This is a genomic window from Terriglobus sp. YAF25, assembly GCF_052113305.1.
Lineage (GTDB): Bacteria > Acidobacteriota > Terriglobia > Terriglobales > Acidobacteriaceae > Terriglobus.
The window spans coordinates 1-22,749 of sequence record NZ_JBFRCY010000066.1; the positions used below are offsets into that span (position 1 = coordinate 1).

The following is a 22,749-nucleotide window of genomic DNA, read 5'->3' on the forward strand; positions in this document are numbered from 1 at the left end:
TCGCCGGCATTACCACGCCGATCATTATCGGCTGGATCGTGCAGCGGACAGGATCATTCAATCTGGCTCTGGTCTTTGTCGGTGTTACGGCATTGGCCGCTATCGTTGCCTACCTTCCGTTGGTGGGCAGAATTCATCGTGTGGAGTTTGGTAGTAAGGAGCAGGCAAAGGAGCAGGCAGCATAATGTCGAGTCCGAAGATTGCATCCATGCGCGCTATCCCGGTCGCAGGACAGGACAGCATGCTGTTGAACCTGAGCGGAGCGCACGCGCCGTACTTTACCCGGAACCTGTTGATCCTTACAGACAGCGACGGCAAGACCGGAGTGGGTGAAGTCCCGGGTGGGGAGAAGATCAGGTCTGTTCTGGAGCAGGCCGCGCCGCTGGTGATCGGACGCTCCATCGCCCACTACCAGAGCGTACTGCAGCAGGTGCAGTCGGCGTTTGCCGAACTGGATAAAGGAGGCCGCGGCCTGCAGACCTTCGACCTCCGCACCACCGTACACGCGGTGACCGCGATTGAAGCCGCCATGCTCGACCTGCTGGGTCAGTTTGTCGGCTTGCCGGTAGCGGCGCTGCTCGGCGAAGGGCAACAGCGTGAGAAAGTCGAGGCCCTGGGCTACCTGTTCTTTATCGGTGACCGCAAGCGCAGCGATGCCGGGTACCGCAGCGAAGAGAACGCGGACGATGCATGGTTCCGTCTGCGCAACGAAGAAGCACTGACGCCGGAGTCGATCGTGCGGTTGGCCGAGGCGGCTCATGCACGTTATGGGTTCAATGACTTCAAGCTGAAGGGTGGCGTGCTTGCGGGTGCGGCGGAGATGGAAGCCATTGAAGCCTTGGCCGCGCGTTTCCCAAAGGCTCGCATCACGCTCGACCCAAATGGCGCATGGTCACTGGACGAAGCGGTGCGGCTCTGCACCGGCAAGCACGGCGTGTTGGCGTATGCGGAAGATCCCTGTGGCGCGGAGAAGGGCTTCTCCGGCCGCGAGATCATGGCGGAGTTTCGTACCGCCACCGGCTTGCCCACAGCCACCAATATGATCGCCACGGATTGGCGCCAGCTTCGGCATGCGGCGCAGCTCAAGTCCGTGGATATCCCGCTGGCCGACCCGCACTTCTGGACAATGCAGGGATCGGTGCGGGTGGCGCAGTTCTGCCGCGACTGGGACCTGACCTGGGGTTCGCACTCGAACAACCACTTTGATGTCTCGCTGGCGATGTTCACCCATGTAGCTGCGGCAGCTCCTGGACGCGTGACCGCAATCGACACGCATTGGATCTGGCAAGATGGCCAGCGGCTGACGCAGGATCCCTTCCGGATTGTGAATGGAGAAATAAAAGTGCCATCGACACCAGGCCTGGGCGTCGTGCTGGACTGGGGGCAGGTGGAAGCCGCGCACGAGGTTTATAAGAGCCTGGGACTGGGTGGACGCGACGACGCCCTGGGGATGCAATGCCTGATGCCGGGCTGGACCTTCGACCCGAAACTCCCCTGCATGCTGCCTCGCGTGGCACCATAAAGGAGACGGGAGAACTGAATGCAGATTACAGGCGAGATTCTGATCGGCGGAAAAGCGGTTGCAGGCAAGGGTGAGTCTTTCACGGGCTGGAACCCATCAACGGGCCAGGCTCTGGAGCCGACTTTTTACGGAGCGACTACGGAACAGGTGGACCAGGCCTGCGCATTAGCGGCAGAAGCCTTCGATGCATTCCGCGGCACCACGCTGGAAGAGCGCGCGAAGTTTCTCGAGGCCGTAGCGCAGGCGATTCTCGATCTGGGCGATGAACTGATCGAGCGCACCATGGCTGAGAGCGGCCTGCCGCGTCCCCGGATTGAAGGCGAACGCGGCCGGACGGTCGGGCAGTTGCGTCTGTTCGCGCAGGTGGTGCGGCAGGGGCTATGGCTTTCTCCGGTTCTGGATTCAGCGCTGCCGGACCGTACGCCGCTTCCGCGGCCCGACCTGCGGCTGCGCAAGATTCCGATCGGCCCGGTCGTGGTCTTTGGCGCGAGCAACTTCCCGCTGGCATTTTCGGTAGCCGGTGGCGATACAGCATCGGCCTTTGCGGCCGGTTGCCCGGTGGTTGCCAAGGCGCATCCATCGCACCCTGGCACGTCGGAGCTGGTAGGCCGGGCGATTCAAAAGGCAGTTGCCGCCAGCAATCTGCCTGCCGGTGTCTTCGCGATGGTTGGAGGACGCGACAACGGCGTCGGCGGAGCCCTTGCATCGCATCCTGCAATCGCTGCCATTGCCTTTACGGGTAGCCGCGCTGGCGGCCTGGCGCTGGCCGGAATCGCCGCGAAGCGGCCGGTGCCAGTGCCGGTGTATGCCGAGATGAGCAGTGTTAACCCGATGTTTCTGCTGCCGGGCGCGCTCCAGGGTGATGTAGCTGCTCTCGCTCAGGGCTTTGCCGACTCCGCCACCCTGGGTACGGGACAGTTCTGTACCCAGCCTGGCCTGGTTCTGGGCTTGACCGGCCCGGAGTTCGACAGCTTTGCTCAGGTTGCCGCCGAGAAGATGTGCGCCAAAACGGCGACGACGATGTTGAACAAGGGAATCCACGATGCCTATGAAAAAGGCGTGAAAACTGTCGAAGCACATGCCTCTGTACAGACAGTAGCTCGCGGCCAGGCAGGCAGCTCGGCCTGGGGCGGTGTGCCTGCGCTCTTCCAGACCAAGGCAAGTGAGATTCTGAAGGACCGCCATCTCTCGGAAGAGGTCTTCGGTCCGTCGTCCATTCTGATCGCGTGCGAGAACAAGGAAGAAATGCTGGCGATTGCCGCATCGCTCGAAGGCCAGCTCACGGCGACACTGCATATGACCGCAGCGGATACCGAGCTGGCGCGGGAGCTTGTTCCCGTTCTTGAGAAGAAGGCCGGCCGCATCCTGGTGAACGGATTCCCGACCGGTGTTGAGGTCTCCTACGCCATGGTGCATGGTGGACCCTTCCCGGCGACCAGCAACGATCACTATACGTCGGTAGGCGCCACGGCGATCGATCGTTTCCTTCGCCCTGTCTGCTACCAGAACTTTCCGGCGGCGCTTCTGCCGGCGGAGCTGGACGATGCCAACTCGCTCGGCCTGTGGCGGCTGCGCGATGGCAAGGTGGAACAGAAATGAGAGCGGAAAACGAACCACGGTATATCCAGCTTCATCCTCAGGACAACGTCGCCATCATCGTGAATCCTGGGGGGCTGCCTGCTGGAACGCAGTTTCCCTCGGGGCTTGTCCTGCAGGAAGCCGTTCCCGAGGCGCATAAGGTTGCCCTCGTGGCGCTTCAGCCTGGCGATGCTGTGATTCGCTACGGTTCGGTGATCGGTTATGCTGCGCGTGCGATTCTGCAGGGTGGATGGGTGGCCGAGGATGCATTGACCTCGCCACCTCCTCCGGCACTCGATGCCTTGCCGTTAGCGACCGAGACGCCCGCGGCACTCGCGCCGCTTGAGGGCTACACCTTCCAGGGCTACCGGAATCCCGACGGTACAGTGGGTACGCGCAACATCCTGGGCATCAGCACGACGGTGCAGTGCGTCGCAGGCACGGTAGATTATGCAGTTCGCCGCATCAAGCAGGAGCTTCTGCCGAAGTATCCGAACGTCGACGATGTCATTGCAATCACGCACAACTACGGCTGCGGTGTGGCTATCAACGCGCCCGGCGCCGAAATTCCTATCCGCACGTTGCGGAACCTGAGCCTGAACCCCAATCTCGGCGGAGCGCCGATGGTGGTCAGTCTCGGCTGCGAGAAGATGCAGCCCTCGCAGATGCTGCCTGTCAGCACGCTGCCCGTCCTGAGCGAAGAACCCTACGTGGTTCGTCTGCAGGACGAAGAGCATTACGGCTTTGAAGAGATGGTCTCGGCCCTGATGGAGATGGCCGAAAAGCGTCTGGAGCGTCTGAATCAGCGTAAGCGCGTTACCTGTCCGGCCTCTGATCTTGTTGTCGGTCTTCAGTGTGGCGGAAGCGATGCCTTCTCCGGCGTTACTGCGAATCCTGCCGTGGGCTTCGCCGCGGACCTTCTGGTCCGTGCCGGTGCGACGGTGATGTTCTCTGAAGTGACTGAGGTGCGCGATGCCGTCCATCTGCTGACGGCGCGTGCCGTCAACGAGCAGGTGGCTCGGGATCTGGTGCGCGAGATGGCCTGGTACGACGAGTATCTGGCACACGCTAACGTCGACCGCAGCGCAAACCCTTCGCCCGGCAACAAGAAGGGCGGTCTGGCTAACATCGTAGAGAAGGCTCTGGGTTCTGTCGCGAAGGCTGGTACAAGTCCGCTTACCGCTGTTACAGGTCCTGGAGAGCGTGTCACGGCGAAAGGGCTTGTCTTCGCCGCCACACCCGCGAGCGATTTCATCTGTGGCACATTGCAGCTTGCCGCCGCGATGAACATGCATGTCTTTACCACCGGCCGCGGAACACCGTATGGTCTGGCGATGGCGCCCGTCATCAAGGTAGCCACACGCAGCTCGCTCGCAAAGCGGTGGTTCGACCTCATCGATGTGGACGCCGGAAAGATCGCTACCGGTGAAGCAACCATTGAGGATATCGGTTGGGAGATCTTTCGTCTTATCCTTAAGGTCGCGAGCGGTGAGCAGCAGACATGGGCAGACCGTTGGGGTCTGCACAACGAATACGCCCTCTTCAATCCGGGGCCCGTCACCTAAGCAGCGCCGCCACGCAGATCGCGAGGAACGATGCAGCAGCACACGACTGAGCTTCCGACGACGAACCGTCACCTTATCCGTTGGGTAGAGAAGATGGCGGATCTATGCCAGCCGTCGGCGATTCACTGGGTAGACGGCTCGCAGGAAGAGTACGACCGGTTATGCGATCAACTGGTTTCGGCCGGAACCTTTCAGCGTCTCGATCCGAAGCTGTGGCCCGGTTGCTTTTACGCTCGCTCCAGCTCGAACGACGTCGCCCGGGTCGAAGACCGTACCTTCATCTGCTCGCTGTCGAAGGAYAACGCCGGTCCGACCAACAACTGGGAAGACCCGTTCGCGATGCGCAAGAAGCTGAAGAGCCTGTTCCGTGGATCGATGAAGGGAAGAACCATGTACGTTCTTCCGTTCTCGATGGGGCCCATCGGGTCTCCGTTTTCGCAGATTGGTGTGCAGTTGACCGACTCGCCTTACGTCGTCGTGAACATGCGCATCATGGCGCGGATCGGTAAGGCGGTCTTCGCGGAGATCGATAAGGACACCCGCCGTGTGGTGCCCTGCATGCACACTGTCGGCGCTCCRCTGGCTCCCGGGGAACAGGACGTTCCGTGGCCGCAGAACGAGACCAAGTACATTGTGCACTTCCCGGAGACGCGTGAGATCTGGAGCTACGGCTCCGGCTACGGCGGTAACGCGCTGCTGGGCAAGAAGTGCTTTGCGCTCAGGATCGCCTCCAACATCGCCCGCGACGAGGGCTGGATGGCCGAGCACATGCTGATCCTGGGTGTGGAGTCTCCCCAGGGCGAGAAGACCTACGTCGCCGCCGCCTTCCCATCGGCCTGCGGCAAGACCAACTTCGCCATGATGATCCCGCCCAAAGGYTTCGAGGGCTGGAAGGTGTGGACGGTTGGCGACGATATCGCCTGGATCAGGCCGGATGCGACCGGACATCTCAGAGCCATCAACCCGGAGGCCGGTTTCTTCGGCGTAGCTCCCGGTACCAGCGCGAAGACCAACCCGAACGCGATGGCGGCACTGAGCAAAAACAGCATCTTCACCAACGTTGCCCTGGTAACCAGGAACGGCGCGCCGACCGGCGATATCTGGTGGGAAGGCATGACGGAGGAGCCTCCTGCCGAGGCGTTGGAYTGGCAGGGCAGACCCTGGACTCCGGCATCATCGACCCCGGCGGCCCATCCCAACGGCCGCTTCACRGCGCCGGCAGCGCAGTGYCCGTCGATTGACCCGGCATGGGAAGATCCGGAGGGCGTACCGATCTCAGCGCTCATCTTCGGCGGACGCAGAGCGACGACGATGCCTCTGGTCTATCAGGCCTTCAACTGGTCCAGCGGTGTCTATACCGGGGCGACGATGGGCTCGGAGATGACAGCSGCCGCAGCAGGCAAGCTGGGTGCGGTACGCCGYGATCCAATGGCGATGCTTCCGTTCTGCGGCTATCACATGGGTGACTACTTCCGTCACTGGCTGAAGATGCAACGAAAACTGAAGCGAACGCCGCGTATCTTCCATGTGAACTGGTTCCGCAAGGATGCGGAAGGGAAGTTCCTGTGGCCGGGCTACAGCCAGAACATGCGTGTGCTGAAGTGGATCGTCGATCGGGCCACGGGCAAGGTGGGCAGTGATGAGACACCGATCGGATGGACGCCGCGCTATGAGGACATGCACTGGAAGGGGCTGAAGTTCACCCGCGAGCAGTTCCTGGAGCTGCAGCAGGTCGATCACACCGCATGGAGAAAAGAGGTGATGGATCACGAGGAGCTCTTCCTCCTGCTCCACGCTCACTTGCCACCGGAGATGATCTACGAACGTGAACTGCTCATCTGCAGACTCTAGGACATGGAGGGCTGGAGCAGGGGAGACAATTCCGTTATGGATATCCCCTGCTAGCTGAAAGGTTCCTCGTCGTTCGCGGGCACGGTGACTGATGATGCGTTGTGCGGAATCGCACCTCGCTGATTCTTGAGGATGCCTGCTTCGAGGGACCAGTCGTTCAACCGGCCGATTGCGTGTCCTGTAGACTTGCTGCGGAGGGGAAGCATGAATCGTCGACAACTCCTGACTTCCATGACTGCATTGACCGGAACGGCTATGTTCTCCGATGTTCTGGCGCAATCTGGACCGCAGATTACTCACGTGGATACCAAAACCAGCGGTCCATTGCTGCAGAGCAGTGTTGTGAAGGCGGAAAGTCTGCAAGCGGAGGGCGCCGCACCTGGTGCGAAGGCCTACGTGCACTTTAATCATGACGTTTTACTTTATCAAGGTTATGGGTAGAAACGCTTCCTGACGCGAGTTCATCCCAGCCTAATGAGGCATCTTTTTCACCGTGTTCACCGTGGCTGCAATCAGCTAGCGCCTCAGGAACTTCACCATGTTCGCTTCGAGGCAACCCTCTTTCGGTGCCAGCGTGACGGAGCCTGTTGTCCCGCGCTCGAAATCGTAAGTGCCGAGGTCAACCCAGCCTGTTGCTGTATCGGCGGGAATTTCTTTTGTACTTAAGCCGGCCTTGCTGAGGATGTGTGCCTCGCCTGCACCATTTCGCAGCGCTGGATTATTTTTCACGTGCCAGGCCTGCACGTTATAGCTTCCACTTTGCACGATGGAGGGAACATACATGGCCGTGGCGTCACCACTGCAGGAGGCGCGGGTTAGGGAACTGCTGAATCCCGGCTCGGGGCCATCATGCCAATCTTTTCCGTATTCGGCATAGCCTGGTTCCGTTGCATCAATGTAGTAGTCACGCACATAGTATCGAACCTGGGAGTAGACGGCCGGACTTGTGCCGCTCGCATCGATCGGCTGTTTGGCGCCAATGGTCGTCAGCCAGATGTTTACGCGGTCGTGGGTGCCTTGAGTTGGCAGGTAGGTCTGCTGGCAGATCTTCTTTCGGTCGAGATAATAGGTAAGGGACGTCTCTGTCCATTCCACCGCGTATGTGTGCATGCCAGAGGCTGTGCTGAAACCGGGACTGAATGCGGCATTGCAGCGCTCCGAACTCATGCTTTGCCGGTTCTTCCACACAAGGTATCCCATTGAAACTTTTAGCGGCGACTCGATTTCGAAGTCGTCGATCTCGGTACGGCTTATGTCGGTGAAGGTCGTTTTGCCATCACCGGCCATTGCCCAGAACGACGTATGCCATCCCGGGTCATTGGTAACCTGTGCGGTGACTTCGAAATATCCATAACGAAATGCGGCTTTACTGATGATGCCTCCGCCGGTGTAGTGCATGTCGGCCACATCTTCTTTGCGCGGCGTAATGTAGAGTTTGCCATCATGCACGCTCACATTGCGGGCAAGTTGCGTACTCAGCGCCTTCGCATCAGTCCGGAAGGTCCACTGGTTCGTATCGACCTGGTCCTTTTGACCGAGCCCGCTTCCTGAGAGACACCTTATGATGGCCCCATCCTTATGGGCACCCTTTCTTTCTGCGTTCGCTCCCTCGCGGCCGGCACCCTGGCTCTTATGCTTCCTGGTGCCGTCGCGCAGACTCCGAAAAGCTATGACTGTAAGCACACTGCCAGACCACTGGTCATCGACGGCAAACTGGACGACCGCCCCTGGAAGTCCGCTGTCTGGAGCACTGACTTCGTGGACATTGAAGGCGATGCCAAGCCACGCCCGCGTTTTCGCACGCGCATGAAGATGCTGTGGGATGAGACTTACCTCTACATTGGCGCCGAGTTGGAGGAACCCGACATCAAAGCAAAACTCACCGAGCACGATTCGGTCATCTTCCATGACAACGACTTCGAGCTGTTTCTGAAGCCGCTCACCGGCTCACCCGGATACTTTGAGTTTGAGATCAATGCGCTGAATACCTCCTGGGACCTGTTCCTTAACAAGCCCTACCGGCAGGGCGGCAAGGCCGACAACTCCTGGGATATTCCAGGCCTGAAGACGGCGGTCTCGCTGAAAGGCACTCTGAACAAGAGCGATGACACTGATAAGGGATGGAGCGTCGAGATTGCCATCCCCTGGTCTGCGTTCACGTCGAGGCTTCCGGTCGAGCCTCCCAGGCCAGGCACAGAGTGGCGTGTCAACTTCAGCCGTGTGGAGTGGAAAGCAGGCCAGCCCCATGAGGACAACTGGGTGTGGTCTCCGCAGGGCGCGGTGAACATGCATATTCCGGAGATGTGGGGTTATCTCAGGTTCCGGTAACCATCCATCACCACTCGCACACGATCAAGGCCGATCTGGCGAATGGGGATTTTGAATTTGCCGAGACAACGGCAATGTCCTCCGCTGTCGACTCCGGAATTCATCGCGCCTTCGCGATCGAGCCATCCTGGTGTGCAGTGAGCAGGGCATTGACCACGAACGCATCCAGTGCGGAGCTGGAAGCTCCAGGGCTATCTTCACTTGGCGGTCCATTCCAACTACAAGCGAAGCCGTTCGCTGGCGTCCTTGCGGTCTTCCAGATGGCGTCAGCGTTTGTCTGAATGAACTGCATGGTGCGCCGTTTCGGCGAAGACAATTCGAGAGGAAGAAGGTTGCGCACAAAGATTCCCTTGAATTGAACCGTATCTGGGCTGCAATGCGGCTCGGTCTTATCGTGCAGAACACCGTCCTTATCCACCAGATGTGTCGTCGCCGCATCCGCGATGGTCAGGGCTGTCTTCAGCATGGACTTTTCGCCAGTCAGTTGCGACAGCGAGGCGAGGCCGCCGAGAATGACTCCCTGGTTATAGCTCCAGGTATTTCGCGCATTATTCCTGCAGGCAGAAGTCAGGCCATCATTGATCAGGTTGTCCTGGTTTATCATCCCCGAGGCCTGAAACCATCTCCATTCGCGGAGCGCCCACGATCTATACTTCGTCCGCTCCGCTCCCTTTGTATGAAGTCCAAGGCGAGCAGCAACCGCAAGAAATAGTTCGTTGGCGATTGCATTTTTATAGTGGCGGTCTTTCTTCCACCAGATTCCTCCGCCGCAGGTTTCGTCCCACCCGCCTGTCATGTCGGCGAAGATGTTCTTGGCTGCGGTGAGATAGTCGGGCTCCGCGGTCGCATCGTAGGCTTCGATCCACCCTAGTGCCCACCAGCCTTCATCGTCGTAGAACTCGTTGAGAAAGCCCGGGAAGCGCAGTTGCGCTTTGACGAACGTGTTGCGGAATACTTGTGGGGCAACTCCTGAATGGCTGACCTTTGTCGCCATGGCGAGCGTTGTCAGCGCATTAGCGCCATTCCACCAGCCCTTGTTGTCCCACAAGCCGGTTGATTCATCGTAGTGAACCATCAATGCTCCGGCGGCGATTCTGACCCGCTCACCGGTATCTGCGTCGGCTACGTGCTGATTCTCGATGGTCTGCAAATGAAGAGCAGATGTGGCTGGTAAAAGTTCTCCCGCCTGGAGAAAGCTTCCGAGGGTCACAGCGGTAGCGAGCGAAATCGATACAAGTGTCATCTATCAAACTTTCTGCAATAACCTTCAACGCTACCGCATCAGCGTAACAGGGCATGAGCATCCGGGTGAAAGCATCCGGGTGAAAGCATCCAGGCTATTGAAAAATACTCATTCGCCCCAGGGGAAGAGAAGCAGCATGCATCCCCGTTTGATAAGGCATATTTCAGGGCAACGGGCCGATCATCATCTCTCTCTAAGTAGCCAACCCTCGGGTACACAGGACTGCCGCGTAGCTTCGTCCAGGTGGTATTTCGAAGTCAAGAGTAATCCGCGAGTCTGCGCGCGGGTGAGGCGACTTCCACGGAAATTACAGGAAAGGCGAAAGTTTATGATCGCGATAGTTACGAAACGAACGTGCGGCCGGCTTCTTCTGTGCATGATGTCCACGCTGCTGGCAAGTACGATTTCTATAGGCCAGAACCCGCCCGGCGCTTACGGCCAGCAACAGCCCGGTATGTCTGGTCAGCAGCCCATGAATCCAGGAGGGATGAGCCACGATGCCAGCTCCGCGACAGCCGACAAAGACTTCGTCAAGAAAGCGCTTGAAGGTCGCTCCGCCGAAGTGGAGTTGGGGCGGCTGGCACAGCAAAAGTCCCAAAGCGAAGATGTAAGGCAGTTCGGTCAGAAGATGGTAGACGACCATAGTCAGCTTGGCGAGCAGATAAAACCGATCGCACAGCAGTTGGGAGTCAAAGAACCGAAGGAGCCATCCAAAAAGAACGTGCAACTCATCGCACGGCTTGGGGCGCTTTCTGGCGCGCAGTTCGATGAGGCGTACATCCAGGCAATGATGCAGGACCATAAACAGGACCTGAAAGAATTCAAAGACGAAGCGCAGTTGGCGCAGGATCCAAACGTCAAGCAGGTTGCGCGGCAGGGCTCAGGCATGGTCTCCCAGCATCTGCGCCTTATTGAGCAGATCGCACAACGTCACAATGTCGCAGTGGACAGCAAGTCGAAAGTTTCCGGAAGGACGCAATAAATACGACGCGACTCTAACGATACGAGAGATCGGAAAATGCTCTAGAACTCACGACCTGGAGCCGATTACGCTCGACGCTGCTGTTCGCAAGCTATTCTTTTCCAGTGGCTGAATCGCAGCTAAGTCTGGCAAGAAGATCTTGTGGGTGGACAGGTTTAGATAGCAGTTCCAGATCGTATCCAGCACCCTTTGCTTCCTCGAGCAGGTTGTTTGTGGCAGCCTGACCGGAGAATAAAAGAACCTTGCAATCAGGATACTTTTGGCGAAATCGGATGGCCAACTCTATGCCATTCATGTCCGGCATGACTACGTCGGTAAGCAGAAGATCGGGCGGTAACACGTCAGCGGCGGTTATTGCCTCTTTCGCGGACCCGAATGCCAGGGCATCGAAGCCATTCTGGGTGAGGATGATTGCAAGTGTCGTCGCAATCACATGCTCATCATCAACTACGTAGATTCGCTGTCTTCCCAAGGCGCCTGGCATATTGTTCGAAGCAAACCACTCCATTGCCGTGGCCTACTACTTCGACCCTCAGGGAGGGTAACTCTGTCATTATGGCCCGGATGTTTACCACTTTTAACCTATGGCATAGCGATATTGCAAGGGGGGCAAATTAGAACGCTTTAATAAAGTATCGAAATCGACTCTCTCACTGCCCGCCGGCCCACCCCGATGCAGCCGTTTCCAGAAGCTTGCTTGCAGCGAATGTCTTGTTCTGTCAATTGTGCGGTGGCAGACCTTCCGGATCGATTTAACCCGGGGAACTGCAGGAATCGGGCTGTTTATTGTGAGGCAATTTTGTGGAAGAACATGACCGAACGAGTTCGAGACCTCGACGAATCCTTCGGAGYATGGAACCTGCTTCTCCATTGTTCCGTTACAGCAAACGGCATGTATATGCCGATATGCGGCTGGAGTCGCAGTTGAACACTTCTGTACGCTCAGGAGTGACCGATTCGTTCAAGCAGCACGATGGCATCGTTATGTTGTTCGTCCTTTGCCGCGTATACCAGGGTCACCATGCCCTCCTTGGCCTTTTCCCTGATCTGATCGATTTCCTCGTTTTTCTCGCGTAATTCCGATAGATAGCGAGAGCGGAACTCTTTCCACTTGGCTGGATCATGGCCGAACCATGTCCTCAACTCCGGGCTTGGAGCGATCTCTTTCAGCCAAAGGTCAATATGTGCCTTCGCCTTGGATACCCCCCGTGGCCACAGGCGATCCACGAGGATGCGGAATCCATCAGATGGGGCAGCCGGTTCGTAGGCTCGTTTTATCCGGACATTCATAGCTCTTCCTGATTGGATCGTTGAACAAACTCCTGGGTGGCCTGCACCGGCTCGCTTTCGTCACGGACGATTGAGGTGGGCCTGGCGATCTAGAGCATTTCCCCTGTTACTGGGTATCCCGGAAGGGCGTGCGGCGGCGTTTTCATTGCGGAAGACGCATCATAGACGCGGTAGCCCTACACTATACCTACAGGGGAAAATGCTCTAATGGCGAGCTAACGTTGCGATCAATGCCGAGGCGCCATTCCATGTAATCTGCACGCCGATGCAGAGAAGGATGAACGCCACTACTCGCAAAATTCCGTGGGCGGTTGAGGCCGGAATCCGTTTCGTGAGTTTGGCGGCATGTGCATAGCACACAAACACCAGCACGCTGACCGCGACAATGGCAAGGAAAAGCGCCAGATGGGCCAGGACGACCGCGCTATTGGGCCCTTCGGAAAACTTGGCGCTGAGCGTAAGCAGAACAACCAGCGTTCCGGGGCCGGAGGTGACTGGAAAGGTAAACGGATAGAACGCCTTTTCCTCCAGGTTCTGCAGTTGGTTTTCAGGCGCGACATGGGCTTCGTCCTGCTTGTCCTTTGCGGCGGCGCCAGAGTCCTTCTCGTTGAGAACGGACCACCCAATAGCGGCAATCACCAGACCACCTGAAACCTGCACGATGGGAAGGGAAATCCCAAAAAACTTCAGGATGGTTGAGCCCAGAAGCTCGAAGATTCCGAGGAAAATGACGTTATTGAACGCGATCTTTCTCGCGAGGCTTTTGTATACGGCTCTCGGCGCATCGCCCGCGAGGCCGAGGAAGACTAGGCATGCAAAACAGCTTCCTGCACAGGCCCTGGCAAACCATTGCCGTAACGATGCTCGGATTCGTTCCCGGTGTTCTGCTGGCTCAATCCGCAAAGCCGCACACCGATAAGGCACACACAACCTGGCGGGAATATGGCGGCGCCGCTGATGGCGCCCAGTACTCGGCCTTGCGGCAGGTCAATCGCTCCAATGTGACGCAGTTGCAGGTAGCCTGGAAGTACTCCACCTCGGACAATCGCAAGTACCTCTTCAATCCTCTTGTGATTGACGGCGTGATGTATGTGCTGGCGAAAGAGAACTCCATCGTTGCGCTGGATGCCGCCACAGGCAAAGAGCTGTGGGTGCACCCTACTGATCCGAAGGCCACCCTGCTTACGTATCGCGGCCTGAACTATTGGGAGAGCGCTGACCGGTCCGACCGCCGGCTTCTTTTTGCCGTGAATAATTCATTGCAGGCAATCGATGCGCGCACCGGTAAGAGCATCACAACCTTCGGCAAGAACGGTCACGTCGATCTGCGGGAAGGGTTGGAGCGCGATCCTCATACGCTGACGCTGGTGCAGTCGGTCAATCCGGGCCGCGTCTTTGGGAATCTGCTCATCCTGGGGTCTGCCACGAATGAGGAATATAACTCAGCGCCTGGCGACCTTCGCGCCTATGACGTGCTGACGGGCAAGATGGCGTGGATCTTCCACACCATTCCGCATCCAGGGGAAGCAGGTTACGAAACCTGGCCGAAGGATGCCTGGAAGACTGCCGGCGGAGCCAATGCGTGGCAAGGCATGGCGCTCGATGAGAAACGCGGCATTGTCTATGTGCCCACGGCCAGCCCGAAATACAACTTCTACGGTGCGAACCGGCTTGGCAAGAACCTCTATGGCGATTCGCTGCTTGCGCTGAACGCGCGCACCGGCAAGCTTGTCTGGTACTACCAGATGGTCCATCACGACATTTGGGACTATGACAATGCCACCACGCCGATGCTGACCACCGTGAAGCACAACGGCAAGATGGTCGATGTTGTCGCACAACCAGGCAAGACAGGCTTCTTGTGGGTCTTCGATCGCGAGACGGGCAAGCCGCTGTGGCCCATTGAGGAACGGCCGCAGATGAAGTCGGACATGCCCGGCGAGGAGACCTGGCCGACACAGCCTTTTCCGACCAAGCCGTTGCCTTTTGCGCGACAGAGCTTCACTACCGACGAGATCAATCCTTATCTCGATGCCGATGAGCGCGAGAAATTTCGCAAACAGATGCTTGAGGCTAAGAATCACGGCCTCTTCACGCCGCCGGGGACACAGAATACCGTGCAGATGCCGGGCAATAATGGCGGAGCGAACTTCGGCGGGGCAGCGGCTGATCCTGCCGGTATGGTGTATGTCGTCTCGAAAGATCTGCCCGCGATGCTGAAGCTTGAGGTCGCGAATGATGTGGATCGGTCTGGACCTCCAATCGCGCAGGGCCGCGACCTCTATCAGGCAAATTGCAGCATCTGCCACGGTGCGGATCGTGCGGGGAAACCGCCGGCGATTCCGTCGCTGGCCGATGTCAGAACGCGGCTGTCAGACGAGCAAATTCGCGAAGTCATGCAATACGGAAAGGGGCAGATGCCGGCGTTCGCCAAGATCTCGGAAGCGGATGCGGGTAACATCCTCTCTTATCTTGCGCAACCGGATCTTGCGCCTGCCGTGGATGCGGATGCTTCAAAGCCGAAGGTCGTCGATCCGATGACGGCGCACTATCGCAGCGGGTTTGGATTCATGGTGGGACGGAATGGCCTTCCGGCGATTGCTCCACCCTGGACATCACTCACTGCCTACGATCTGAACACGGGCGACATCCGCTGGAAGATCCCGCTGGGCGAGGTGCCTGAGCTTGCAGAGAAAGGCATAAACGACACCGGCTCCCAGATGCCGAAGGTCGGTCCGGTTGTGACAGCGGGCGGCCTCATCTTCACGGGTACGCGCGATCACAAGGTGCGTGCGCTCGACTCAGCCAGCGGCAAGGTTCTCTGGGAGGCTACCGTGGAGGAAGCTCTCGAGGGCATACCTGCTGTTTATGAGATCAGCGGGCGGCAATACATCGTCTTTTGTGCTGCCGCTGCATCGACGTACTTTGGCACGACCACTCCGAAGATCGTGCATGGTTCTTATGTCGCCTTTGCTCTCCCCAAGGTTGAGAAGGCCGTGAAATAAGTACTTCGCAAAAGGGTGCCCCACATCCCGGCGTCGCCGGGATGTGGGTTTAAAACATACTGACGACGACGGACTTCGATTCAAATACCGGATGGCCTATCGTGATCTCAGCAGGTCCGTGCACGCCTCGGATCCAAACTGCTCCTACCGCACCGGAGTCAGTGAGATCGAAGGTCGTATCACCGACGATCTTGCCCCGGCCATTGAGTGTCACAGTGATCATTCCATCGGCAACGGCCGTGTGTTCCCGCACTCGTCTGCTACGCCGAAGCTACCTGCGTTTATAGTTCTTTCGGAGAATACAAATGCATCTCGGTCGCCGCGTGCTCCTCGGATTGGCTTTTTCCATGGTGATCACGCCTATCGTGTCCGCAGCCCGTATTCGTGTYGATCTATCTGCTGTTCGCCAGGGAGCCATACATGTGAGCTCCACGGATGACGCGCTCACCGCGGACTGGAAGGACGCGAAGGGCCATGCATGGAAGGCGGTCTTCTCGCTTGAAAGCAAGGATCCGCTCATCCGCTCCATCTCTGCGGATGGCTCAACCATTGTGGAGAAGGCTACGCCATACTATCGCTGCACCACGGGGATACGCACTGGCGGTTGGGATGCTTTCTTTGACTTCCCGCCGGCACGCCCGCAGGGGACACGCACGTTTCTGCAGGACTTCCATCCAACAGCAGTCACCGCATCCATGGAAGGCGACCGGGTCAATGTTGACTTCAATAGCCTGCAGATGGGCATCTTCTCGGGCATACTCCGCTATGTCTTCTACCCCGGGAGTGCGCTCGTGCAACAGGTCGCCGTTCTTCAGACTTCGGAGTCGGATGTTGCCTACACCTACGACACCGGTATCCAGATCACCTCGGAAGGAGACCGCCGTCCGGGGCTCAACATGGCATCGAACATCGTCTATTACGACGAAGAGGGTAAGCTGCAATCCATTACCTCTCCCTATGGATCAGAACGCCACACCCTGAAAGTACATTACCGTGCCGTCGCGGCGAAGACCGGTAGCGGCAGTATCGTCGCCTTCCCGGCGCCACACAGGTATCTCTTTGCGCGCGACTACACCACGAACATGGGGTACGCGTGGTACAGCGCATGGCGTGGACACGTGGGGCTGGGAATCGAGCAGCCGGTCGATGACAATACCGCCATCTATCCGTGGATCAATGCGCCTGCCGGCAGCAAGCAGGAGATGGGCATCTTCTTCCTGTTGGGAGCAGGCGCGCCGCAACAGGCGCTTGACCAGGTGCTGGAGTATACGCATCGCGACCGCTTCAAGCATCTCGACGGCTACATCACCTTCGCGCCCCACTGGCATCTTGCTTATACCGAACAGGCAGTTGCGCGCGGCAAGGGATGGGTCCCACCTTTCAAGCCGGAGATGGAGAAGACCGGTATCGATGCCGCCATGATCATGGACTTCCATATCGATGGTCACCCATCCGATCCTGGTGAAATCCGCCTGCGAGAAATTGCGCAGTACTACCAGGCTTGTAGAGAGCTCAGTAACAAGAGCTTTCTGCTCATTCCGGCAGAAGAGGCAAATTACGTTCTGGGCGGTCACTGGTCGGTGACCTTCCCGAAGCAGGTCAACTGGATCATGGGTCGTAAATCGGGCGAGCCCTTTTCGGCGAACGATCCGCGGCGCGGAGTGGTATATCGCGTTGGAAATCCAGAAGAGATCTGGGATCTCGTCAAAAAAGAGCATGGCTACGTGTACCTCACGCATCCGCGCACAAAGGGATCAACGGGATACCCGGAGAAGATTTTGAATACTGCTTACTTCCGCGATCCCCAGTACTTCGGCACTGGATGGAAGGCGATGCCATCCGATCTCTCTCGTCCGGAACTGGGTTTGCGTGCTTTCAAAACTGTCGACGACCTTAACAATCTCGGTCTGCATAAGGTGATGCTTGGCGAAGTGGATGTCTTCCAACTTAGTTCTACCGATGAACTATACGCCCACATGAACATCAACTATGTGCCGATGAAGCAGTTGCCGGACTTCGATCATTACAGCAGTGTGCTCGACGCCACCGCACGTGGCGACGGTTTCATCTCAACGGGAGAAGTGCTGCTGCACGAGGCGAAGATCAGCGCTCAGGGAGATTTGCTGCGCGTCGCCGTCACCGCATCGTCTACCTTCCCGTTGCGGCTGGCAGAGGTAGTGTGGGGCGACGGCCAGCAAACGCACACTGAGAGCTTTCCCCTGTTGTCGACCCATGAATTCGAAACGAAGAACTTGGAGTGGAATGTCTCGGCTACTCACTGGACGTGGGCCCGCGTTGCAATATGGGATATCGCCGGAGATGGCGCCTTCACGAATCCAACATGGAGAGGCCGCCTTCCCTGAAGGAGTGGCCTCCAGAACTGAACAACCGGGTGCCCATCTCGGCGTAGCCGGGAGATTTGTTTGCGGTAATGCACTCCGGGGCTTCAAGGGAGTATTATTCGGGCGCGAAACTAAATCCCACGTCGCACGCGGCAGCATTGTGATCGACGTTACTTTCTGAGGAGACCTATGGATATCCGCACCAGGCTTGCTTTGGCAGCGTTTAGTGCAATCGTCTTTACTGCCGCCGTAGCAGGCCAGATGCCTTCTCCGGAGGAGCGGGCGCGCATCGAAGCAGGCAATGCCGCCGAGCGTAATCGCGAACTGAAGCTGCTGGGCGTCACGGCGATGCAACCGGGTGTGACCGCGTATGACATTGGCAAGCCCGGCAATGCGAATTACGACGAGTCTAAGGCGAATCCTYTTCCGAAGCTGCCGGAGATGATGAGCCTGCAGAACGGAACGAAGGTGAAGACGCGGGCGCAGTGGGAGCAGCGGCGCAGGGAGATCAAAGCGCTGTTTGACGAGGATGTTTACGGCAAGTTTCCAGCGAAGATTCCATCGGTGAGCTGGACGGTTACCGGTACCGAAGAGATGGCGATCGCAGGTGTTCCGGCGGTTGTGAAGCATCTCGTCGGGCATACGGACAACTCGGCGTATCCTGCCATCACCGTCGACATCCACGCTGACTTGGTGACGCCGGTCTCAGCAAAAGGCAAAAAGGTGCCGGTCATCATCGGTGGCGGATCCACTCGTCCACGCCCGGTGATGCGCCCGCCGGCGGCAGCCGGTCAGCCGGTACATATGCTCTCCATGCCGGAAAATCCGCCGGACTCCGCGGAGCTTCTGCTGAAGCATGGATGGGGCTTTGTCAGCCGTACGTCGAATGAGGTGCAGGCCGACAACGGCGCCGGCTTGATCAGCGGCATTATCGGCTTGGTAAACAAGGGCCAGCCACGCAGCCTGGATGACTGGGGTGTCTTGCGCGCGTGGGGATGGGGCGATAGCCGCATCGTGGACTATCTAGTGACTGATCCGGACGTGGATAGTACGAAGATTGGCGTCACTGGACATTCGCGCGGAGGCAAGGCGGCGTTGGTTGCCATGGTCGATGACCCACGCATCTCCATCGGATATATCTCGTCTTCGGGAGCGGGAGGCGCCAACCTCTACCGCCGCAACTATGGCGAGGCTGTGGGGAATCTCGCGGGCAACTCGGAGTTTCACTGGTTTGCCGGCAACTTCCTGCACTATGCGGCCGCTGGCCATACGGCCAACGAGATGCCGGTCGACAGCCACGAGTTCATTGCACTGGCTGCTCCACGCGCAGTGTTTATCGGTGGAGGAGCCTTCATCGAAGACCCGAAGTACCTTCCCGGAGACGCCTGGCAGGATGCTCAAGGCATGTTCATGGCGGCCGCCGCAGCCAGTCCGGCCTGGGAGATCTATGGGATGAAGGGGTTGAACAACAGCACCTTTCCGCCGATGAATACTTTCGTCAATACCGGAAAAATCGCATTCCGGCAGCACCAGTATGGCCACACCCCCGCACCAAACTGGCCATACTTTATTGAGTTTGCCGATCGCATCTTCCAGGGAAAGTGACGCGTACCTCCTACGGGACCTGAACAGCCGGCTACGGATGCTTCGCCAGTATGCGTTGCAGGTAAAGCTGAAAGAACTGCTCCTCATGCACTGTGAGGCAGACCTCTATATTCGGCTTTCCGGATGATGGGACGGTCGATCCTCTTTCGTCGACACTTACCCGCATCGGGATGGTCGGGCAGACATCAGGCTGCAGCAGAGATGCGATGGTCATCGGGTCGAAAAGGGTTGGTGTTTCTCGTCCCCACTGGTAGTAGAGCGCTGTCAGCATATAGGTGAGTGGGGATGCCTGGCGGAAGATGGTCTTGCGTTTTTCGGGATCAAGTCTCAAGCGAGTCGAATTGAGAGGGAACACCGTCATCGGAACGCCTGCAGCGAAGACCTTCTGTGCCGCAGCTATATCGTTCTTAATGTTCCACTCCGGCGAGGCTTTCTCGGTCTCGGTTGGGATATCGCCTCCCATGATGACGATCCTCTTCAGCAGATGAAATGCTGCGGGATCTTTGTCGATCATGTCGGCCAGGTTGGTAAGAGGGCCAATCGCCACCAGTTCAATCTGATGTGGATGTTTACGAATCTGCCCCAGGGTGAAGTCAACCGCCGAGGGGAAACGAACCCCTCGGAGATCAACGTCTTTGGCAAAGTCTTCCTGGGTGAGCGTCGTAGGCGGGCGTGTCGTTCGCCCTACAGCTACCGGAATAGAACCGTGACCAGACTCGCGCAGAATGCGAAGGGCAAGCTGTGCGCGGGTCTTTGTGTCGCCGGTTGCAGTTGTAACGCCGAGCAGATTAATCTCCCTGCTCTGAAGTGCAAGTGCGAGGGCAAATGCATCATCGATGTCGTCGCCGATGTCGGTATCAATGATGATCTGATGGCTTGCAGGAGCGGGCGCCGCTGTCTGGCTGTGTGCAGTCTGAGCCAAGCAGCAAAGTAGTATCGCAAAGCAATGAATCCGTCTGATCCTGCGCATCTTCTCTACCACCTTCCAGAAACCCGACTCTTGCGGCGTATCGTTACGGGAGCAATCTGTCGCTATTTCGTGAATAGCGTCAGATCGATGGAATCAGCCATGCTTTTCATGCCCGCATCGTTCGGATGCAGGTGATCGCCGCTGTCGTACGTCGAAAGAAAGGCGTCCCGCTTTGCGGAATCTGACGTCGCCTTATCGAAATCGATCACCCCATCGAATTCGCCTCCGGTCCGTATCCACTGGTTCAATGCAGTGCGTACTTGCTCTCCGGCGGGCGAGGAGTATCCAGTTGGGAGGTACGGCGTAAGTGTTGCGCCGATGATCTTGAGCCCGTTTGCATGGGCGCGTGTGATCAGCAGGCGATCTGCCGCGATGAGCTCCTGTACCGACACATGGTCATAGGGATTCTTCTGGTCATAGCTATGTCCGATGTCGTTAATCCCTTCCAGCAGAACGACATACTTAACGTTCGCAAGCTCCAGGACATCACGGTCGAATCGCGACAGAGAACTGGGGCCGGTTACATCGTGGAGAATACGATTCCCGCCAATGCCTACATTCATCACCGCCATCGTTGCCGTTGGGGAATTTGCGGCCAAACGCTTGGCCAGCAGATCAGGCCAACGCTGGTTCGTATCGGCGGTACTTCTGGAGCCATCTGTAATACTGTCGCCGAAACAGAGAACCGCTCCCTGCGAAGGCGAGGACACCGCGACAGACTTCAGATAACGGAAGCTCATCAACTTCGTTGCATCCGTCAAGGTGAGAGCAGATACTTGGTTTCCCGGAGCCAGATAGTTGGTCGCATTCGCAAAGTTGTGTTGCGAGACGAAGGTCATCGGCTGCGTGGGAACGAACAAGCTGACGGCAACATCGCTCATCGCAGGGAAGGGCAAATGAACCGCATCGCTCCAGGCGAACTTGCCGGGGGGAATCACAATGCTCGCCTGCCCCTGAAAGGACAAGGCAACTGGCGTGGACACCGTATTGTCCGTCTGCCTGAGTGCGAGGGTGGCAGCGCTTACGGTAAGCGGTTCGATCCCAAACTCATTGGTCAACTGCACGCTGACTGTGTCCGTTGATCCAAGGGAGACGTGCACGATGTTGCGAATCGTCTTGTCACCGGCGTCGGCGGCTTTGGCAAGTGCCTGGACAGGCGCGGTAGCCCAGGTTCCCGTCATCACGGTGGAGGTAGCAGTCTGAGCCCCTGCCATTGAGATCGTTGTTAACAGAAAGCCAATCGCACACCATTGCTGAACACGCATTTTAGAGAACGCTCCGAGATAAGAAATCAATAACGCAATCGATGGTGCCAAACTCGAGACCCTTTGGGCAAGGCTCGATTCGACGGGATACCCAGCAACAGGGAAAAGGCTCTTAAAGCGGAACGGCCTCGTACAAAATGTACGAGGCCGTTTCGCTTTAGCGGTTTGTTAAGGTTTTAGAACTTCAGGATCGCGGCCAGTTGCAATGAGCGGCCGCCTCCAGTTCCGTTGACACCACTTCCGCTGCCAATGGTGCGGGTGATCTGACCGAAGGTTCCCCCGGTAATGTTCGCAACATCCGGACCGGTGCTGGTGGTTGGAGTTGCAAATTGTGGAGTATTTGACACCTGGAAGATGTCCATACGGATATCCAGCGTGGTGCCTTCTTTGTAGACCGGGAATGTCTTGAAGATCGACGCGTTGTTCTGCACGAATCCCGGACCACGGAATGCGTTGCGTGCCGTGTTGCCAACCGATGTGCCCGAAATCTCCGAGCAGACCGCCGTGCATCCGGCCGGCTGAGAGAAGACCGAGGTATCGAACCACTTGTGTCCTGGCCCGCCGCCCAGCTTCGTGAACGTTCCAGTGAGGTTGGCCGTCTGTGTCCATCCCGGTGTATTGAGATTGTTATTCGCTGTCACGCTGAACGGGGTACCGGTCACAACTGAGACCACTCCAGACAGCTTCCAGCCACCAATAGCGTAAGCTCCAATTCCGTGATTGAGGAACTTCTTGCCCCGACCGAACGGAAGCTCATAGGTGAACGCTTCCTGAAGATTGAACTTGCGGTCGTAATCGGTCGGACCGTAGTTGCGGCGCTGGTCCTGGTAGAACATGAAGCCGCCATCGTCTCCGGTGAAAAGGTTCAGCCCTTTGCCATACGTGAACGAGGTGATGTTGGAGAAGCCGTGCGTGAAGCGACGGTTCAACGATACCTGAAGCGAGTTGTAGTTGGTGGACGTGCCGATGAAGTATTGTGTGACTGCCGCTGTCCTTCCGAAAGCAATATTCAGTGGCAGGTCAGCATTGCCGCCCCCAAGACGCGAAGAGAGATTGATGTTCTGGTTTGCACCCATTCCTACGCCGTGGTTCCCGACATAGCCTACCGAGAGCGAGAAGTCCCATGGCAAGGCGTGTTGGACAAACAGGTTGTAGCTCTCCACGTACGGATTGCGATAGTTCTGCGGAATATAGGTATATGAG

19 protein-coding genes and 2 pseudogenes are annotated in these 22,749 nt (G+C 57.8%); 11 read left to right on the plus strand and 10 right to left on the minus strand.

Translation table 11 applies throughout. The annotated features are described in order from the left end of the window. From AB4043_RS04275 to AB4043_RS04295, 5 genes and pseudogenes are all read left to right on the plus strand, one after another. Positions 1-185: pseudogene (locus AB4043_RS04275) on the plus strand (MFS transporter); the annotation flags it as partial. Further along, on the plus strand, positions 185-1,522 hold the full coding sequence (locus AB4043_RS04280) for an enolase C-terminal domain-like protein (protein ID WP_442302317.1): 1,338 nt from the start codon (positions 185-187) through the stop codon (positions 1,520-1,522). The pseudogene AB4043_RS04275 and the gene AB4043_RS04280, both read left to right, overlap by 1 nt. A gap of 18 nt (positions 1,523-1,540) precedes the next feature. Further along, a complete protein-coding gene (locus tag AB4043_RS04285) occupies positions 1,541-3,121 on the plus strand; it encodes an aldehyde dehydrogenase (NADP(+)) (RefSeq protein ID WP_442302316.1) in 1,581 nt (526 codons plus the stop codon). Next, the gene (gene garD, locus AB4043_RS04290) at positions 3,118-4,665 is read left to right on the plus strand and encodes a galactarate dehydratase (RefSeq protein WP_442302315.1); all 1,548 of its coding nucleotides are present in this window, start codon (positions 3,118-3,120) and stop codon (positions 4,663-4,665) included. Before AB4043_RS04285 ends, garD begins: the two co-directional genes overlap by 4 nt. Before the next feature lie 30 nt (positions 4,666-4,695). Then, positions 4,696-6,516, plus strand: coding sequence for a phosphoenolpyruvate carboxykinase (GTP) (locus AB4043_RS04295; protein ID WP_442306554.1), 1,821 nt, complete (start codon positions 4,696-4,698; stop codon positions 6,514-6,516). 50 nt (positions 6,517-6,566) lie between these two features. Here AB4043_RS04295 and AB4043_RS04300 read toward each other — a convergent pair whose 3' ends face one another. Continuing rightward, positions 6,567-6,722: a hypothetical protein gene (locus AB4043_RS04300; protein ID WP_442301168.1), complete on the minus strand. Its 156-nt coding sequence runs from the start codon at positions 6,720-6,722 to the stop codon at positions 6,567-6,569. Between AB4043_RS04300 and AB4043_RS04305 the strand changes: the two genes are divergently transcribed. Next, positions 6,721-6,957, plus strand: a complete 237-nt coding sequence (locus AB4043_RS04305; RefSeq protein WP_442306555.1) for a hypothetical protein — start codon at positions 6,721-6,723, stop codon at positions 6,955-6,957. The genes AB4043_RS04300 and AB4043_RS04305 overlap by 2 nt on opposite strands. Positions 6,958-7,032: 75 nt before the next feature. Here AB4043_RS04305 and AB4043_RS04310 read toward each other — a convergent pair whose 3' ends face one another. Then, the gene (locus AB4043_RS04310; protein ID WP_442306556.1) at positions 7,033-7,965 is read right to left on the minus strand and encodes a family 16 glycosylhydrolase; all 933 of its coding nucleotides are present in this window, start codon (positions 7,963-7,965) and stop codon (positions 7,033-7,035) included. 129 nt (positions 7,966-8,094) lie between these two features. Between AB4043_RS04310 and AB4043_RS04315 the strand changes: the two genes are divergently transcribed. Beyond that, positions 8,095-8,844, plus strand: coding sequence for a carbohydrate-binding family 9-like protein (locus AB4043_RS04315; protein WP_442301171.1), 750 nt, complete (start codon positions 8,095-8,097; stop codon positions 8,842-8,844). Positions 8,845-8,944: 100 nt separating this feature from the next. Here the strand turns inward: AB4043_RS04315 and AB4043_RS04320 are convergent, their stop codons facing one another. Next, a complete protein-coding gene (locus tag AB4043_RS04320) occupies positions 8,945-10,087 on the minus strand; it encodes a glycoside hydrolase family 76 protein (protein WP_442301172.1) in 1,143 nt (380 codons plus the stop codon). A 328-nt stretch (positions 10,088-10,415) separates the two neighbouring features. Here AB4043_RS04320 and AB4043_RS04325 point away from each other — a divergent pair, with 328 nt between their 5' ends. Continuing rightward, positions 10,416-11,069 carry a DUF4142 domain-containing protein gene (locus AB4043_RS04325; RefSeq protein ID WP_442301173.1) on the plus strand — a complete coding sequence of 218 codons (654 nt, stop codon included), beginning with the start codon at positions 10,416-10,418 and terminating at the stop codon, positions 11,067-11,069. Positions 11,070-11,160: 91 nt separating this feature from the next. On the opposite strand, the gene AB4043_RS04330 is transcribed toward AB4043_RS04325, so the two are convergent. From AB4043_RS04330 to AB4043_RS04340, 3 genes are all read right to left on the minus strand, one after another. Continuing rightward, a complete protein-coding gene (locus AB4043_RS04330; RefSeq protein ID WP_442301174.1) occupies positions 11,161-11,577 on the minus strand; it encodes a response regulator in 417 nt (138 codons plus the stop codon). A gap of 434 nt (positions 11,578-12,011) precedes the next feature. After that, positions 12,012-12,359 (minus strand): DUF488 domain-containing protein, encoded by a 348-nt coding sequence (locus AB4043_RS04335; RefSeq protein ID WP_442301175.1) that lies wholly within the window; start codon positions 12,357-12,359, stop codon positions 12,012-12,014. 204 nt (positions 12,360-12,563) lie between these two features. Continuing rightward, positions 12,564-13,283, minus strand: a complete 720-nt coding sequence (locus AB4043_RS04340) for a MarC family protein (protein WP_442306557.1) — start codon at positions 13,281-13,283, stop codon at positions 12,564-12,566. On the opposite strand from AB4043_RS04340, the gene AB4043_RS04345 reads away from it, so the two are divergent. Next, positions 13,172-15,364: an outer membrane protein assembly factor BamB family protein gene (locus AB4043_RS04345; protein WP_442301176.1), complete on the plus strand. Its 2,193-nt coding sequence runs from the start codon at positions 13,172-13,174 to the stop codon at positions 15,362-15,364. The genes AB4043_RS04340 and AB4043_RS04345 overlap by 112 nt on opposite strands. Before the next feature lie 49 nt (positions 15,365-15,413). Here AB4043_RS04345 and AB4043_RS04350 read toward each other — a convergent pair whose 3' ends face one another. Beyond that, positions 15,414-15,617: a hypothetical protein gene (locus AB4043_RS04350; protein ID WP_442301177.1), complete on the minus strand. Its 204-nt coding sequence runs from the start codon at positions 15,615-15,617 to the stop codon at positions 15,414-15,416. Between the two features lie 52 nt (positions 15,618-15,669). Between AB4043_RS04350 and AB4043_RS04355 the strand changes: the two genes are divergently transcribed. Beyond that, on the plus strand, positions 15,670-17,727 hold the full coding sequence (locus tag AB4043_RS04355; RefSeq protein WP_442301178.1) for a hypothetical protein: 2,058 nt from the start codon (positions 15,670-15,672) through the stop codon (positions 17,725-17,727). Positions 17,728-17,895: 168 nt separating this feature from the next. Then, positions 17,896-19,311: an alpha/beta hydrolase family protein gene (locus tag AB4043_RS04360; RefSeq protein ID WP_442306558.1), complete on the plus strand. Its 1,416-nt coding sequence runs from the start codon at positions 17,896-17,898 to the stop codon at positions 19,309-19,311. Positions 19,312-19,342: 31 nt separating this feature from the next. On the opposite strand, the gene AB4043_RS04365 is transcribed toward AB4043_RS04360, so the two are convergent. The 3 genes and pseudogenes from AB4043_RS04365 to AB4043_RS04375 form a co-directional block, all read right to left on the minus strand. Next, complete coding sequence (locus AB4043_RS04365; RefSeq protein WP_442301180.1) at positions 19,343-20,233, minus strand: nucleoside hydrolase; 891 nt, start codon at positions 20,231-20,233, stop codon at positions 19,343-19,345. Positions 20,234-20,343: 110 nt separating this feature from the next. Beyond that, positions 20,344-21,546, minus strand: a complete 1,203-nt coding sequence (locus AB4043_RS04370) for an SGNH/GDSL hydrolase family protein (RefSeq protein ID WP_442301181.1) — start codon at positions 21,544-21,546, stop codon at positions 20,344-20,346. Positions 21,547-21,722: 176 nt separating this feature from the next. Further along, positions 21,723-22,749: pseudogene (locus AB4043_RS04375) on the minus strand (TonB-dependent receptor); the annotation flags it as partial.

What these genes read in the sequence shown, in the direction of transcription:
- AB4043_RS04280 (WP_442302317.1), top strand. Translation starts at nt 185, where the DNA reads ATGTCGAGTCCGAAGATTGCATCCATGCGCGCTATCCCGGTCGCAGGA.
- AB4043_RS04285 (WP_442302316.1), top strand. Translation starts at nt 1,541, where the DNA reads ATGCAGATTACAGGCGAGATTCTGATCGGCGGAAAAGCGGTTGCAGGC.
- garD (WP_442302315.1), top strand. Translation starts at nt 3,118, where the DNA reads ATGAGAGCGGAAAACGAACCACGGTATATCCAGCTTCATCCTCAGGAC.
- AB4043_RS04305 (WP_442306555.1), top strand. Translation starts at nt 6,721, where the DNA reads ATGAATCGTCGACAACTCCTGACTTCCATGACTGCATTGACCGGAACG.
- AB4043_RS04300 (WP_442301168.1), bottom strand. Translation starts at nt 6,722, where the DNA reads ATGCTTCCCCTCCGCAGCAAGTCTACAGGACACGCAATCGGCCGGTTG.
- AB4043_RS04315 (WP_442301171.1), top strand. Translation starts at nt 8,095, where the DNA reads ATGGGCACCCTTTCTTTCTGCGTTCGCTCCCTCGCGGCCGGCACCCTG.
- AB4043_RS04320 (WP_442301172.1), bottom strand. Translation starts at nt 10,087, where the DNA reads ATGACACTTGTATCGATTTCGCTCGCTACCGCTGTGACCCTCGGAAGC.
- AB4043_RS04325 (WP_442301173.1), top strand. Translation starts at nt 10,416, where the DNA reads ATGATCGCGATAGTTACGAAACGAACGTGCGGCCGGCTTCTTCTGTGC.
- AB4043_RS04330 (WP_442301174.1), bottom strand. Translation starts at nt 11,577, where the DNA reads ATGGAGTGGTTTGCTTCGAACAATATGCCAGGCGCCTTGGGAAGACAG.
- AB4043_RS04335 (WP_442301175.1), bottom strand. Translation starts at nt 12,359, where the DNA reads ATGAATGTCCGGATAAAACGAGCCTACGAACCGGCTGCCCCATCTGAT.
- AB4043_RS04345 (WP_442301176.1), top strand. Translation starts at nt 13,172, where the DNA reads ATGCAAAACAGCTTCCTGCACAGGCCCTGGCAAACCATTGCCGTAACG.
- AB4043_RS04370 (WP_442301181.1), bottom strand. Translation starts at nt 21,546, where the DNA reads ATGCGTGTTCAGCAATGGTGTGCGATTGGCTTTCTGTTAACAACGATC.